The sequence below is a fragment of the Arthrobacter globiformis NBRC 12137 genome (assembly GCF_000238915.1).
Taxonomy (GTDB): Bacteria; Actinomycetota; Actinomycetes; order Actinomycetales; family Micrococcaceae; genus Arthrobacter; species Arthrobacter globiformis.
Genome location: NZ_BAEG01000085.1, coordinates 364,385 through 378,214 on the forward strand (window position 1 = coordinate 364,385; position 13,830 = coordinate 378,214).

The following is a 13,830-nucleotide window of genomic DNA, read 5'->3' on the forward strand; positions in this document are numbered from 1 at the left end:
CTTACTCTACTGTGACGCTCTTGGCGAGGTTGCGCGGCTGGTCCACGTCGTAGCCCTTGGCGCCGGCCAGTTCGGCAGCAAAAATCTGCAGCGGAACCGTGGTGAGCAGCGGCATCAGCAGCGTCGGGGTCTCCGGGACGTAGAACACGTGCTCTGCGTAATCCCGGACCGACTCGTCGCCTTCCTCGGCGATGACCAGGGTGCGGGCACCGCGGGCCCGGACTTCCTGGATATTGGAGACCACCTTGGAGTGCAGCGAGTCGCGGCCGCGCGGGGACGGGACCACCACGAACACCGGCTGGCCCTCGTCGATCAGCGCGATCGGGCCGTGCTTGAGCTCACCGGCAGCGAAGCCCTCCGCGTGGATGTACGCGATTTCCTTCAGCTTCAACGCACCCTCAAGGGCCACCGGGAAGCCCACGTGGCGGCCCAGGAACAGCACGGACTTCTCGTCCTTCATGCTCCGCGCCAGCTCACGCAAGGGGCCCGCGTTGTCCAGGATCTTCTGGATCTTGGCCGGGATCTTGCCCAGGTCCGCGAGGACGTCCTTGATCTGGCCGGAGAAGATATTCCCGCGCAGCTGCGCCAGATACAGGCCCAGCAGGTACGCGGCGGTGATCTGGGCCAGAAACGCCTTCGTGGACGCGACGGCGATTTCCGGGCCGGCGTGCGTGTACAGCACGGCGTCGGACTCACGCGGAATCGTCGAACCGTTGGTGTTGCAGATCGAGATGGTCTTGGCGCCCTGTTCACGGGCGTACCGGACGGCCATCAGCGTATCCATCGTCTCGCCGGACTGGCTGATCGAAACCACCAGGGTGTTCGCATCCACGATCGGGTCCCGGTACCGGAACTCGTGCGCGAGCTCCACCTCGGTGGGGATCCGGCACCAGTTCTCGATCGCGTACTTCGCCACCATGCCCGCGTACGCGGCCGTGCCGCAGGCCAGGACGATGATCTTATCCACCTGCTTCAGCAGCGCCGGATCGATCCGCAGCTCATCCAGGGTCAGCTTGCCGTTCAGGTCCGAACGGCCCAGCAGGGTCTGCGCCACGGCGTCAGGCTGGTCATGGATTTCCTTCTCCATGAACGAAGAGAAGCCACCCTTCTCCGCAGAGGCCGGGTCCCAGTCCACGTGGTACTCCTTGCCCTGCGCCGGGGCGCCGAAGAAGTCCGTGATCTCCACCGTGTCAGCGGTGATCGTCACGATCTGGTCCTGGCCCAGCTCCACCGCACGGCGGGTGTAATCGATGAACCCGGACACGTCCGAACCCAGGAAGTTCTCCCCCTCACCCAGGCCGACAACCAGCGGGGAGTTCCGGCGCGCCGCGACCACCACGTCAGGCTGGTCAGCATGCACCGCGAGCAGCGTGAACGCACCCTCCAGCCGCTGGCAGGCCAGCTCCATCGCCCGGGTCAGGCCGCCGTCCGAGACGTCCCCGCCCAGCTTGTTCCGGAAAATGTCACCCAGCAGCGCCGCGGCCACCTCGGTGTCCGTCTCCGACGCGAAGACAACACCCTTGGCCAGCAGCTCCTGCTTCAGCTCAGCAAAGTTTTCAATAATGCCGTTGTGGATCACCGCAAGCCTCCCGCCATCCGACAGATGCGGGTGCGCGTTCTGATCCGTCGGGCCACCATGCGTGGCCCACCGAGTGTGCCCGATACCGGTCAGCGACTCCGGCAACGGCCGCTCCTCCAGCTCGGCCAGCAGGTTGCTCAGCTTTCCGGACTTCTTCCGCGAGGAAATCTCCCCGTCAGCCACCACCGCAACACCGGCCGAGTCATAACCCCGGTACTCCAGGCGGCGCAAACCCTCAAGAACAACATCCAACGCGCCGTGCCCGGCATCAGCCCGACCCGACGAACGGCCAACATAACCCACGATTCCACACATGGGTATAAGCCTAACCGGCTTTGCGGAGAACCGACGTCGGATGACCTCCTCCGGCGTCTCAGTCCGAAGTGCTTCGTCAGCCCGCCAGTGGCGTCATCCTGCCCGCCGCCGCCGGCGAACGCCCAGGACGATGAGCAGCACGCACGGGCCAACGAGGCCCGCCGCCGCCAGCGTCATCCAGAGGTCGCGGTCCGCGTCGCCGAGTGCGCTGGTGAGGTAGCCAACCAGCGGGATTGCATAGAGGGGCTTCCCTTTAATCTGCCGGGCGCGGACGGGCTCGGGGTCGTTGGCGTTGGTGTTGTCGCCCCTGGTGATCAGGGTTCTCTCACCGTCCTGCATGGCGCCGAAGCCCACAATCCGGTGAGTGCGGACCTCGCGGCTGCCCGGGGCGGGCTGGTAGGTGACGATGTCGCCGTATTTCAGCTGGCTCAAGGTGGTGGGCCTCACCACGAGGAACGTGCCGGCGGAATATGTCGGCGCCATGGAGTTTGTGTGCACGGTGTAGGTCCGGGATCCGGTGGCCTGGGGGATGATGACGAGGCCCAGGGCAGCGAAGAGGAGGATCATGAGGACCGCAAAATTGGCCCAGCGCCCGGCCGCGGCAAACCGTTTCCGGCGCCGTATTTCGAGGATCCGGGTGGCTGCTCCCCCGCCCCGTCTGCCGCCAAAGTCGCGGCCAGTCCGCTGCGGCGCCTCCGGTGTGACTGCCTTTCCCATGTTGAGACCCTTCAAGAGTTCTGCCTTATTCACTGAACAGTCCCGCAGCAGGCTCAGGAATCAGTAATGCAAAGGGTCAAGAATCACTCAAGACAGGCCGCATTTCGCTCTCGGCGCCGGGAGGGGCAGAATCTCTAGGGTGACTTTGCAACGCAACGAAGCGAACGGAGAGGGTGTTTCCCCGTTCGTGGAGCTGGACCGGCAGACCTGGTCCCGCCTTTCGGCCCAGATGGAGCAGCCCCTTAATGAAGAGGATGTGCTGCGCCTTCGGGGCCTTGGTGACCCCTTGGACATCAGCGAGGTGCGCGAGGTCTACCTCCCCCTGTCACGGCTGCTGCATCTGTACGTGGAGGCTGCCGGCCAGCTGCATGCGGCCACCACAACATTCCTTGGCGAGCAGACCCAGCGCACACCGTTCGTGATCGGCGTTGCCGGCTCCGTGGCCGTGGGCAAGTCCACCATCGCGCGTGTCCTCCGCGAGATGCTGCGGCGCTGGCCGGGCACGCCGAACGTGGAGCTCATCACCACCGACGGTTTCCTGTATCCCCTGGCCGAACTCAAGCGGCGGCAGCTGCTGGACCGCAAGGGTTTCCCGGAGTCGTACGACCGCCGCGCGTTGCTGCGTTTCGTGAGCGAGATCAAGGGCGGCGCCGAGGAGGTGCGGGCACCCTGGTACTCGCACGTCACTTATGACATCGTCCCCGGCAAGGAAGTGGTGGTCCGGCGGCCGGACGTCCTCATTGTCGAGGGCCTGAACGTGCTCGCTCCCGCGCGGCCGCGGCACGACGGCCGCCAGGGGCTGGCGCTGAGCGACTTCTTCGACTTCTCTATATATGTTGACGCCAAGACGTCATATATCGAGGAATGGTACGTGGACCGGTTCCGCAAACTCCGTTCCACCGCCTTCGCGCAGCCGGAATCGTACTTCCACCGCTACGCCACGCTGTCCGACTCCGAAGCCGAAGCGACGGCCCGCGACATCTGGAAGCGCATCAATGAGCCCAACCTGGAAGAGAACGTGCTGCCCACCCGGGGACGGGCGCAGCTTGTACTCACCAAGGAAGCGGACCACTCCGTCCGCAGAATGCTGCTGAGGAAGGTCTAGCACGCATGTGCTGCAACTGCTCTCCGGAGCCTTCCGCCGATGCCCAGCCCGGACCACGCCCCACGCGCCGTGCAGTGGCGCGGCTGCTCATGACCGGCGCCGGCATGTCGGCCCTGGCGGCCTGCACCCCCGGCCCTGCACCGGACGCTCCGGGAACCGGTTCGACCGCCTCGGGCACAACCTCGAGTACTTCCGGCACGGCCTCGCCGGCCCCGTCCACCCCGGGGTCCGGCTCGGCGTCCGCCGGCAGCTCTGCCAAGGCGTCCGTCCCGGCTTCCCCGGCGGCCTCCGCTTCGTCGTCGGCCAGCGCGTCCGCAAAGTCGCCGTCCGCGACGGCGACGACGACGGCGGCGGCAGCCCCGCCGTCGGCCGCTTCACGCCTGGCCAAGCAGTACTCGCTGACCGCCCCCGCCAGCCCCTGGGTGATCGTCAACAAGCACCGCCCGCTCAGGCCGGCCAACTACGTTCCGGCCGATCTGGTCCAGCCTCGCGTGGCCCTCGCCGTCTCCGGCGAGGCGGCCCAGCTGAACCGCACGACGGCGGCTGCCGCAGAACGGATGTTCGCCGCGGCAGCGGCGGACGGCGTCACCATGACGCTGGCGAGCGGCTACCGGTCCTACGCGACCCAGACCGTCACGTACAACGGCTGGGTGAGCTCCCAGGGGCGTGCCGCAGCGGACACCGCCTCGGCCCGGCCGGGCTATTCCGAACACCAGACAGGATGGTCGTTCGACATCGGCGACGGCGGCGGCGCCTGCAGCTTCCAGCCCTGCTTCGCCGAGCAGCCCGCAGCCGTCTGGGCCAAGGCGAACGCGCACCGCTTCGGCTTCGTGGTGCGGTATCCGTGGATGCAGCACGCCATCACCGGATACTTCTACGAATCGTGGCATCTGCGATACATCGGTGTGGCGGCGGCCACGGACATGCGGAAGCGCGGCATCGCCACCCTCGAGCAGTATTTCGGCCTGGCGGCCGCTCCCGGTTACCGCTGACGCCGGGGCGCTGCTGCCTGCGCGCCGCTGGCCGGTCAACGTCCGGTGAACCGTCCCGTAAACAGGGTGCGGTAATTTGGTTGGCATGCTTAGTGGATTCAAAAAGTTCATTCTCAAGGGAAACGTCATTGACCTGGCCGTGGCGGTGGTCATCGGTTCAGCGTTCAGCGCCGTGGTGGATGCGCTGGTCAAGAGTGTCCTGATGCCGCTGATCTCGTTGCTGGTCGGAGAGCCGAACTTTGATGATTTCCTGGCGTTCGGCGACGTCCGGTTCGGTGTGCTGCTTACCGCCGTGGTCAACTTCCTGCTGGTTGCCTCCGCGCTCTACTTCGTCATCGTCGCCCCGATGAACCGGCTGATCGAGCACCGTAACCGCAAGCTGGGCATCGGGCAGGACACCAAGAAGGAAGCGGCCGAGGATCCGCAGATAGCCCTGCTGAAGGAAATCCGCGACGCCCTGCAGGAGCAGAACCAGGCGGCCAAATAGCGCCGGCCGGAGACGCCCGGCCTGAAGGCCAGGGAACGACAGCGGCCAGCGAATGGCCCCCAGGGCCAGCAAAAAAGCAGCCCGCCTCCGTCACGGAGGCGGGCTGCTTTTGCAGTACGGTGCGAAATTCAGTCGACGAGTTGCAGCGCCAGCTGGGTCTTCACGACCTGGGCGAGGCGTTCGGCGATGACCTGGGCGGTCTGCTGGTCGCCGGCCTCCACCATGACGCGCACAACGGGCTCGGTGCCGGAGGGGCGCAGGAGCACGCGGCCGGTCTCACCCAGTTCGGCTTCGGCTGCCTTGACGGCTGCAGCCAGCGTCTCGTCGCCCTTGACCCGGCTCCGGTCCACGTCCTTCACGTTGATGAGGACCTGGGGCAGCTTGGTCATGATCGTGGCGAGCTCCTTGAGCGGGCGGCCCGTCAGGGCCACCTGTGCAGCCAGCTGCAGGCCGGTCAGCACGCCGTCGCCGGTGGTGGCGTAGTCGGCGAGGATCACGTGCCCGGACTGTTCGCCGCCCAGGTTGTAGCCGCCGTCGCGCATTTGCTCCAGCACGTAGCGGTCCCCCACGCCCGTCTCGCGGATGGCGATGCCCGCGTCGCGGAGCGCGATCTTGAGGCCGAGGTTGCTCATCACGGTGGCCACAAGGACGTTGTCCGTGAGCTTGCCGGCCTTCTTCAGGGCAACGGCCAGGATGGCCATAATCTGGTCGCCGTCCACCTCGTTGCCTTCGTGGTCCACGGCCAGGCAGCGGTCGGCGTCGCCGTCGTGGGCAATGCCGAGGTCGGCGCCGTGCTCCACCACGGCCGCCTTGAGCGGGCCGAGGTGCGTGGAGCCGACGCCCTCGTTGATGTTCAGGCCGTCCGGTTCGGCGCCAATGACGACGACGTCAGCGCCGGCGTCCTTGAAGACCTGGGGGGAACAGCCACTGGCGGCACCGTGCGCGCAGTCGAGGACCACCTTGAGGCCGTTGAGGTTGTGCGGGAGGGTTCCCAGGAGGTGGACGATGTAGCGGTCCTCGGCGTCGGAGAATCGCTGGATGCGGCCCACCTCGCCGCCCACCGGGCGGAAGGGTTCCTGGCCCATCTGGGCCTCGATGGCGTCCTCCACCTCGTCGGGGAGCTTCTGACCGCCCCGGGCGAAGAACTTGATCCCGTTGTCGGGAGCCGGGTTGTGCGAGGCGGAGATCATGACGCCGAAGTCAGCGTTCAGGTCTGCCACGAGGTAGGCGGCGGCCGGAGTGGGCAGGACACCGGCGTCGTAGACGTCGATGCCGGAGCTGGAGAGCCCGGCTTCCACGGCTGCGGCGATGAACTCACCGCTTGCGCGGGGATCCCTCGCCACGACGGCACGCGGGCGCGCACCTTCGCTGGTGCGTTCATGGCCAAGCACGACGGCGGCGGCCTGGGCCAGCTGCATTGCGAGCTCGGCAGTCAGCAGGCCATTCGCCAGGCCCCGGACACCGTCTGTTCCAAATAATGTAGACATCGGGGTCAAGTTTAGACGATTCAGGTGCCCGTCCCTGCCTTGAACCCACCCGGAGCGGCGTCCGTGAAGGGCGTTGCGGACGTTTCCCCTGCTCACCGCCACTGCCCGTGCGGTAAGCGGGCTTAACGGCAGAAGCCCGCCCCGCCAATCGGCGGAACGGGCTTCTGAACGAGGCGAAATCGCCTCGACAAGCGAATTTAGCGCTTGGAGTACTGCTGAGCCTTGCGTGCCTTCTTGAGACCGGCCTTCTTACGTTCGATGACGCGGGCGTCACGGGTGAGGTAGCCGGCCTTCTTCAGCGTGGCGCGGTTGTTCTCGACGTCGATCTCGTTCAGCGAACGGGCGATGCCGAGGCGCAGTGCACCGGCCTGGCCGGAGGGGCCACCGCCGTGGATGCGGGCAATGACGTCGTAGGCGCCTTCGAGATCCAGGATCTTGAAGGGCTCGTTGACGTCCTGCTGGTGCAGCTTGTTCGGGAAGTAGTTATCCAGCTCGCGGCCGTTGATGGTCCACTTGCCGGAGCCCGGCACAACGCGAACGCGTGCAACGGCTTCCTTGCGGCGGCCAACAGCTGCGCCGGCAACGGTCAGTGCCGGGCGCTCCTTCTTCGGGGCAGCTTCAGCAGCGCCGCTTTCCGAGGTGTAGCTGGTCAGGTTTTCCTCAGCCTCAACGGCTTCGGTGGTCAGTTCATCGTTCTGAGCCACGGTTCTCCTTGTAGATAAAAGTGTTGGTGGCCAGGACTACTGGGCGACCTGGGTGATTTCGAAAGTCTTGGGCTGCTGGGCTGCGTGGGGGTGCTCGGCGCCACGGTAGACCTTCAGCTTGCTCAGCTGCTGGGCAGCGAGGGAGTTCTTCGGGAGCATGCCCTTGATGGCCTTCTCAACGGCGCGGACCGGGTTGGACTCAAGCAGTTCCGCGTAGTTGACGGAGGTCAGGCCGCCCGGGTAACCGGAGTGGCGGTATGCGCGCTTCTGCTCCAGCTTGGCGCCGGTGAGGGCAACCTTTTCAGCGTTGATGATGATGACGAAGTCGCCCATGTCCATGTGGGACGCAAAGGTCGGCTTGTGCTTTCCGCGCAGCAGTGTTGCGGTCTGGCTGGCAAGACGACCCAGGACAACGTCGGTGGCGTCAATGACGTGCCACTGGCGGTTGATATCGCCGGGCTTCGGGGTGTACGTACGCACGGTGTTTGCCTCGTTCTTGTTCTGGCGTTCTTGTTTTAGGCGTCACGCGGGGTGCGCCTACTATCTATGCGCGACCGGAACAGAGGTGAGGGCTCTATGGACCAGTTATCCCCTAGTCCCGAAAATGCCCGTTGGGTAGCGACCCTGCAACTGGATCCCCAAGCGGGCACGCATCATCGAGAAAGGACACGCACAACGACTACCAAGAATAGCGCCAACCGCGGGCCCGGGTCAAAATGGGGTATCCGGCGGCGGGGGCTTGGGGTCCTGCGCCAGCGCCGGGGCCCTTCCACCCAGGAGTCCATGTGTCGTCAGCAGGTATCGCCGCCAGTGCCGGCCCGCTCTTTGCCGTAGCCATTGGACTCCTTGGCATTCTACTGAGCCCGCTTGCTGAACTCCTCATCGCCCGCACCCTCCCCCGACTGGGCGGATTGCCGGGTGCACGGACAAGAATTACGACGGCGGCACTCACCGGATTGCTGTGCGGCACCCTTGCGCTGAGGTTCGGGATGGAGTGGTCACTGCCGGCCTTTCTTCTGCTGGCCGTCCTCGGCGTGCAGCTTGCCCGCATTGACCTGGCTCACCATTTGCTGCCGAATCCCCTCGTGCTAACGCTGCTGGCGGCCGGCCTGGCGCTCCTCTTTCTGGGCAGCTCCGTCGCGGCAGAGTGGGCCGAACTGCTTCGCGCGGCGGCAGGAGCCGCCGTCCTGTTCTTTATTTTCCTGATTTTGGCCCTGATTTCGCCAAACGGCATCGGCATGGGCGACGTCAAGCTTGCCGCCCCGGTGGGTCTTTACTTGGGCTACTTGGGCTGGAGCCAACTGTTCTACGGCGGAGCCCTCGGCTTCGTGCTGGGCGGGATTTTATCCGTCGTTTTGATTAGGCTAAAACGCGCCAATTTGAGCTCGGAAGTTGCCTTTGGACCCTCGATGCTGGCCGCTGCACTGGGCACCGTTTTACTGGCATCGTAAAGGCCAGGATTTCCGGTGAAACGTTGAATTTCCTATAAGGACCTTGATGATTTCTTGATCATCCAAGTAGTCCGGTGCTTGTAGTTTTCCTAACCTGAGTACCTGCTTGGGGGGAATACTTATTTCCGTGGGGGGAAACTCGGGTAGGCCTACGCATTGTTGCGGAGCCGGTTTTCGGTGGATTCTTTAGCTATCGAAGCGCCAGCCCTTTCGCGGTATGGGGGAGGCTGGAATTCGAAGCATTTATTCCACCAACTTTAAGGAAAATACAATGACTACTCTCATGGTCTCCGTTCTCGCTTTCGTTTCCGGAATCAAGGACCGGCTGGAATCCGAAAAAGGCGCCACCGCAACCGAATATTCGCTGCTCGTGGCATTCATCGCGTTCATCATCGTTGCCGGCGTCACAACGTTCGGCAACGGCCTCAGCGCTTGGTTCGCGGAGCTCGGCGGACACGTCGCAGCCTGGGCCAACTAGCTGCCACTTCGCAGTTTCCAATTCCCCCGGCGTGCCGCGTTCGCCCCAGCGGACGCGGCACGCTTCCCATTCCAGCTGTCCCTATTCGCGGAGGGGTCCAGTGAAACGCAGAAGTTCATGCTCCATCAGGGGAAAACACGTCCTGAGTGATCGCGGCGCAGTTGCCGTCGAGTTCGCTCTGGTTGCCCCCATCCTTCTTGCCCTGGTGGCGGGAATTGTCGAGTTCTCTCACGCCTATAACCTCCAGATTTCCGTCACTCAGGCGGCACGGGAAGCGGCCAGGGAGATGGCAATCGAGGATGACCAGGGCGCGGCAGCCCTCGCCGCGGCCGCCGGCGCGCCCGGGCTCAGTACCGGCGACTTCGACTACTCATTCAGCCCGGCCGCCTGCGCCGATGGCGACAACATGACTGTCACCATCACCTACCCCGCGGCCACCCTGACGGGGATCTTCGGAAGTTCCGTCACCGTGACTGGAGTAGGAGCCATGCGATGCGGCGGCTGACTCGACACCACACCGACGGCGAACGTGGAGCGGCGGGCGTGCTGGTGGCGGTGATGATGCTCGTAATCATCGGTGCCGGCGCCCTTGCCGTGGACGTGGGGCAGATCTACGCCGAGCGGGCGCAACTCCAGAACGGCGCCGATGCGGGCGCGATTGCGGTTGCCCAAGCCTGCCATGCCACGGGCTGTGCTCAGGCGGAGGCCGAAGCGATCGCGGAACCACTCGCAAACGGCAACTCCAACGACGGACAGTCCAACGTATCCGAAGTTGACTTGTCCGTAGCCGACCAGGTCACCGTCAGAACCACCACTCAAAACGGCAGCAACAGCTTCCTCAGCAAGCTGTTCGCGGCCGTATTGAATGCACCGCCGGCCTCTGTGGGCGCCTTCGCGATAGCCTCGGCCGAACCGCCCTCAGGCGGCAAAGGCTTCCCTCTGGCGATTTCCGACAACTGCTTCAATCTCTCGGAAGCAAGTCCGACCGGCGAGGTCCAGAAAATTTCATACAAGCCAGGTGGTACCTGCACCGGGCCTTCAGGCACACAGATTCCTGGCGGATGGGGCTGGCTGGACCAGAGTTCACCATGTGAGGCAACCACCGAAACCGGCACGAATCAGATCGGTTCGGACCCGGGCAACAATCCCCCGAGCGGCTGCGCCGCCATCCTCGGTGGCTGGAAGAGCACCATCCTTGCCGGCGGGGAGGTCAAGGTCGCCTTTCCCATCTTCGATGACGCCACCAACCAGGGACAAAACGGCCAGTTCCACATCATTGGCTATGCGACGTTCAAGATCTGGGGCTGGAAGTTCGGCAATAACCACGAGTACGAGTTCCGCAACACAGCGACTGATCCTGGCATGAACGCCTCACTGGCCTGTTCGGCAGGCAACAACCGCTGCATTATCGGCCAGTTCGTCAAATTCGAGTCAATTGACGCCTTTGAGGGTTCGGGTGAAGGAGCGGATTTGGGAACCGTGAACATCAAGCTCATCGATTAAGGCAATACAAAAGACAATCGAAATAGACATTTCTTTAAGGGGAATCCAGTGAAAGCTCGTTTAGTGGGAGGTATTGCTGCGCTTTTGGTGGCAATTATCGGGACAGTTCTTTTGGTCAATTACGTGCAGAATGCGGATAAGCGCGCCCTGGCCGACACTGAAACCGAATCCGTCTATGTGGTGGAGAAAACCATATCGGCCGGTACAGGAATCGATAAGGCTGCCGGCGCCGTCGTTCGCAAAGAAGTACCCAAACTGGCCGTAGCTACCGGCGCCGTGACCGATCTGAACCAGGTTGGCCAGAAAGTCGCCGCCGTGGACCTGATGCCCGGCGAGCAGCTCCTCACCACCCGCATGGTGGACGCCAATTCCATCCTCGGGCCGGCCCGAGTACCGGTTCCCGCGGGCATGCAGGAGATCACGCTGAAGCTTCCCATCGAGCGGGTTGTTGGCGGCACCCTGGCAGCAGGCGACACCGTTGGTGTCTTCCTGTCCGTGGACGACACCGCTGCAAAGTCGGGCCAAACCCAGCTGACCTTTCACAAGGTTCTGGTCACGGCGGCCCAGTTCAGCAACGGCAGCACTGCAAAATCCCAAGACACTGTAACCGAGGAGGACACTTCGAAGGGTTCACTGAACTCAAAGAAGTCCTCTAACTCGGATGACACCTACCTCATTACTGTGGCCCGCAACTCCTCCGACGCTGAGCGGATCATCTTCGCCACCGAGTTCGGCAGCGTTTACCTCTCGAAGGAACCGGCGACCGCGGTGGAGGGCACATCCGGCGTAGTGAACACCGGAAGGCTGTTCCGATGAGCCGCTTCGTCCTCATCACCCCGGAAGCCGAGTTCGAACGCCGAATGCAGCTGGCCGTGTCCGGCATGCACGGGTCGCTGCGGGTGTTCCAGGCGGACTACCTTCCCGAGAGTCCGCAGGATTTCCTCCGGCAGCTCGTCGGTGAGCCGCCTGAGGTGCTGATCCTCGGACCGGGCCTGCCGGTCGATGGCTCGCTAAAGCTGGCATCGGTCATGGACCTCCAGTATCCGGAGATCAGCGTGGTTTTAGTGGTGCCGGAAACGAAGGAAGTCGTACTCCAGGCCATGCGTTCAGGAGTACGGGACCTGCTCGATCCGGCCGCCGACCCGGACGCTATCCGCGTCCTGCTGGAGCGGGCCAGCCTCGCGGCGGCGGGCCGCCGTCGCGGCTTGGCCCCGGGCGCCTCGGAGCACGCCGACCACGGCGAGGGCGGACGGGTCATCGCGGTCATGTCCCCCAAAGGCGGGGTTGGCAAGACCACGGTGGCAACCAATCTCGCCGTCGGCCTGGGAAGGTCAGCCCCGATGAGTGTGGTGATCGTCGATTTGGACTTGCAGTTCGGAGATGTTGCCAGCGGCCTGATGTTGGATCCGGAGCACACCATCACCGATGCCGTCGTGGGCGCCGCCAGCCAGGACTCCATGGTCCTCAAGGCGTACCTCACCGTCCACCCCGCCGGGATCTATGCTCTTTGTGCGCCTAAGAATCCTGTCGAGATGGACCGAATTTCCGGTGAACAGGTCAGCCAGCTCCTGAACCAGCTGCGCGAGGAGTTCCACTACATCGTGGTGGACACGGCACCGGGCCTGGGCGAGCACGTCCTCGCGACGCTGGAGCAGGCCACCGATGCCGTCTGGATCTGCGGCATGGACATTCCCAGTATCCGGGGCCTCAGGACGGGCTTCCAGATCCTCGCCGAACTCGGCCTCCTCCCGGAAAAGCGGCACGTGGTGCTGAATATGACGGACCGCCGGGCGGGCCTCACGCTGCAGGACATCGAAGCCACCATCGGCTCCCCGGTGGATGTTGCGCTCCCCCGCTCCAGGACGCTGCCCTTCTCCACTAACAAGGGAGTGCCCATCCTCCAAGACGGCAGCCGGGACTCGGCCGCCAAAGGGCTCCGCCAGCTGGTGGAGCGCTTCAAACCGAATTGGGACGAAAGACCCCACAAAAAGCTGCACAGAAGGGCGGTAGTCCAGTGAACCTCACAGACCGGTTCCAGAACCTCCGGGGCGAGCCCAAGCCCGGCCCCGGGAAGCCACAGCCCGCAGACGTCTTCAAGCCCAAGCCAACGGCCGCCACCCTCGGCAAGAAGCACGAGGAACAGGCCGCGGGCTCGGCGGCGAGCGCCACGGCAGCACTGGAAATGCCAGCCGCCGCCTCCGTTGCCAGCGAAGCCCTAAATGCCCTCAAGGAGCGGGCAACGCAGACGCTCTTTGAACGGCTGGGTTCACGGCTCACCGACTCTACGCTCGAGGACGAGGAACTTCACCAGTTTGTCCGGGATGAACTGAAGATCGTCGTCGACGAGGAGCAGGTTCCACTGTCCGGCCCCGAAAGGCAGCGGCTCATCCGGGACATCATCGACGACGTCCTGGGCCACGGCCCCATCCAGCGGTTCCTCGATGACCCTTCCATAACGGAGGTCATGGTCAATCGTTATGACCAGGTCTATGTTGAACGCCAGGGCCGCATCCTGCCCACGGATACGAAGTTCAGCTCTGACGATGCGCTGCGCCGGGTGATCGATCGCATCGTGTCCAAGGTGGGCCGCCGCATCGACGAATCCTCCCCGCTGGTGGATGCCCGGCTCGCGGATGGCTCGCGCGTCAACGCCATCATTCCGCCGCTGGCTGTGAACGGGCCCGCGCTGACCATCCGGAAGTTCGGCCGAGACGCGCTGACAGTCCATGACCTCGTGTCCCTCGGCAGCCTCTCCCCCGAGATGGCCGAGCTCCTGCACGCCTGCGTCGTGGCCCGCATGAACATCATCGTTTCCGGCGGCACCGGCACGGGCAAGACCACACTCCTGAATGTACTGTCGGGGTTCATCCCCCCGGAGGACAGGATCGTGACCATCGAGGACGCTGTGGAACTCCAGCTTCAGCAGGAGCACGTCATCCGGCTCGAAAGCCGCCCGCAGAACATCGAGGGCAAAGGTGAGGTTTCCATCCGGGACCTGGTCCGGAACTCGCT

Annotated in this window: 15 protein-coding genes; 10 read left to right on the forward strand and 5 right to left on the reverse strand. The window is 64.3% G+C overall.

Annotated elements, in window-relative coordinates; genetic code table 11:
- Nucleotide 1 precedes the first annotated feature (1 nt).
- Nucleotides 2-1,894: a glutamine--fructose-6-phosphate transaminase (isomerizing) gene (glmS, locus tag ARGLB_RS18295; protein ID WP_043419630.1), complete on the reverse strand. Its 1,893-nt coding sequence runs from the start codon at nucleotides 1,892-1,894 to the stop codon at nucleotides 2-4.
- A 93-nt stretch (nucleotides 1,895-1,987) separates the two neighbouring features.
- A complete protein-coding gene (locus tag ARGLB_RS18300; RefSeq protein WP_003805340.1) occupies nucleotides 1,988-2,611 on the reverse strand; it encodes a signal peptidase I in 624 nt (207 codons plus the stop codon).
- A gap of 139 nt (nucleotides 2,612-2,750) precedes the next feature.
- Here ARGLB_RS18300 and coaA point away from each other — a divergent pair, with 139 nt between their 5' ends.
- The 3 genes from coaA (at nucleotide 2,751) to mscL (ending at nucleotide 5,195) form a co-directional block, all read left to right on the forward strand.
- Nucleotides 2,751-3,716: a type I pantothenate kinase gene (coaA, locus tag ARGLB_RS18305; RefSeq protein ID WP_003805342.1), complete on the forward strand. Its 966-nt coding sequence runs from the start codon at nucleotides 2,751-2,753 to the stop codon at nucleotides 3,714-3,716.
- Nucleotides 3,717-3,721: 5 nt separating this feature from the next.
- The gene (locus ARGLB_RS18310) at nucleotides 3,722-4,708 is read left to right on the forward strand and encodes a M15 family metallopeptidase (protein WP_043419632.1); all 987 of its coding nucleotides are present in this window, start codon (nucleotides 3,722-3,724) and stop codon (nucleotides 4,706-4,708) included.
- Between the two features lie 85 nt (nucleotides 4,709-4,793).
- Entirely contained in the window at nucleotides 4,794-5,195 is a 402-nt protein-coding gene (gene mscL, locus ARGLB_RS18315; protein WP_043419633.1) for a large conductance mechanosensitive channel protein MscL, read from the forward strand.
- Nucleotides 5,196-5,323: 128 nt separating this feature from the next.
- Here mscL and glmM read toward each other — a convergent pair whose 3' ends face one another.
- From glmM to rplM, 3 genes are all read right to left on the reverse strand, one after another.
- The gene (glmM, locus tag ARGLB_RS18320) at nucleotides 5,324-6,682 is read right to left on the reverse strand and encodes a phosphoglucosamine mutase (RefSeq protein ID WP_003805349.1); all 1,359 of its coding nucleotides are present in this window, start codon (nucleotides 6,680-6,682) and stop codon (nucleotides 5,324-5,326) included.
- 197 nt (nucleotides 6,683-6,879) lie between these two features.
- Nucleotides 6,880-7,386 (reverse strand): 30S ribosomal protein S9, encoded by a 507-nt coding sequence (gene rpsI, locus ARGLB_RS18325; RefSeq protein ID WP_003805350.1) that lies wholly within the window; start codon nucleotides 7,384-7,386, stop codon nucleotides 6,880-6,882.
- A 36-nt stretch (nucleotides 7,387-7,422) separates the two neighbouring features.
- Nucleotides 7,423-7,866: a 50S ribosomal protein L13 gene (rplM, locus tag ARGLB_RS18330; protein WP_003805351.1), complete on the reverse strand. Its 444-nt coding sequence runs from the start codon at nucleotides 7,864-7,866 to the stop codon at nucleotides 7,423-7,425.
- Between the two features lie 305 nt (nucleotides 7,867-8,171).
- Between rplM and ARGLB_RS18335 the strand changes: the two genes are divergently transcribed.
- From ARGLB_RS18335 to ARGLB_RS18365, 7 genes are all read left to right on the forward strand, one after another.
- On the forward strand, nucleotides 8,172-8,837 hold the full coding sequence (locus ARGLB_RS18335; RefSeq protein WP_003805352.1) for a prepilin peptidase: 666 nt from the start codon (nucleotides 8,172-8,174) through the stop codon (nucleotides 8,835-8,837).
- A gap of 271 nt (nucleotides 8,838-9,108) precedes the next feature.
- Entirely contained in the window at nucleotides 9,109-9,315 is a 207-nt protein-coding gene (locus ARGLB_RS18340) for a Flp family type IVb pilin (RefSeq protein ID WP_003805354.1), read from the forward strand.
- A 100-nt stretch (nucleotides 9,316-9,415) separates the two neighbouring features.
- The gene (locus tag ARGLB_RS18345; protein ID WP_050934404.1) at nucleotides 9,416-9,820 is read left to right on the forward strand and encodes a TadE/TadG family type IV pilus assembly protein; all 405 of its coding nucleotides are present in this window, start codon (nucleotides 9,416-9,418) and stop codon (nucleotides 9,818-9,820) included.
- A complete protein-coding gene (locus ARGLB_RS18350) occupies nucleotides 9,808-10,818 on the forward strand; it encodes a TadE/TadG family type IV pilus assembly protein (protein WP_003805356.1) in 1,011 nt (336 codons plus the stop codon). The genes ARGLB_RS18345 and ARGLB_RS18350 overlap by 13 nt, the downstream gene beginning before the upstream one ends.
- A 123-nt stretch (nucleotides 10,819-10,941) precedes the next feature.
- Nucleotides 10,942-11,634: a Flp pilus assembly protein CpaB gene (gene cpaB / locus ARGLB_RS18355; protein ID WP_245531563.1), complete on the forward strand. Its 693-nt coding sequence runs from the start codon at nucleotides 10,942-10,944 to the stop codon at nucleotides 11,632-11,634.
- On the forward strand, nucleotides 11,631-12,836 hold the full coding sequence (locus tag ARGLB_RS18360; protein ID WP_003805358.1) for a CpaE/TadZ family protein: 1,206 nt from the start codon (nucleotides 11,631-11,633) through the stop codon (nucleotides 12,834-12,836). Before cpaB ends, ARGLB_RS18360 begins: the two co-directional genes overlap by 4 nt.
- Nucleotides 12,833-13,830: TadA family conjugal transfer-associated ATPase (locus ARGLB_RS18365; protein WP_003805359.1), on the forward strand; the 998-nt coding region annotated here is incomplete at its 3' end. The genes ARGLB_RS18360 and ARGLB_RS18365, both read left to right, overlap by 4 nt.

Bases quoted from the DNA above. Each gene is read 5' to 3' on its own strand.
- glmM (WP_003805349.1), bottom strand. From the start codon at position 6,682: ATGTCTACATTATTTGGAACAGACGGTGTCCGGGGCCTGGCGAATGGC.
- ARGLB_RS18350 (WP_003805356.1), top strand. From the start codon at position 9,808: ATGCGGCGGCTGACTCGACACCACACCGACGGCGAACGTGGAGCGGCG.
- ARGLB_RS18300 (WP_003805340.1), bottom strand. From the start codon at position 2,611: ATGGGAAAGGCAGTCACACCGGAGGCGCCGCAGCGGACTGGCCGCGAC.
- ARGLB_RS18360 (WP_003805358.1), top strand. From the start codon at position 11,631: ATGAGCCGCTTCGTCCTCATCACCCCGGAAGCCGAGTTCGAACGCCGA.
- mscL (WP_043419633.1), top strand. From the start codon at position 4,794: ATGCTTAGTGGATTCAAAAAGTTCATTCTCAAGGGAAACGTCATTGAC.
- glmS (WP_043419630.1), bottom strand. From the start codon at position 1,894: ATGTGTGGAATCGTGGGTTATGTTGGCCGTTCGTCGGGTCGGGCTGAT.
- ARGLB_RS18310 (WP_043419632.1), top strand. From the start codon at position 3,722: ATGTGCTGCAACTGCTCTCCGGAGCCTTCCGCCGATGCCCAGCCCGGA.
- ARGLB_RS18340 (WP_003805354.1), top strand. From the start codon at position 9,109: ATGACTACTCTCATGGTCTCCGTTCTCGCTTTCGTTTCCGGAATCAAG.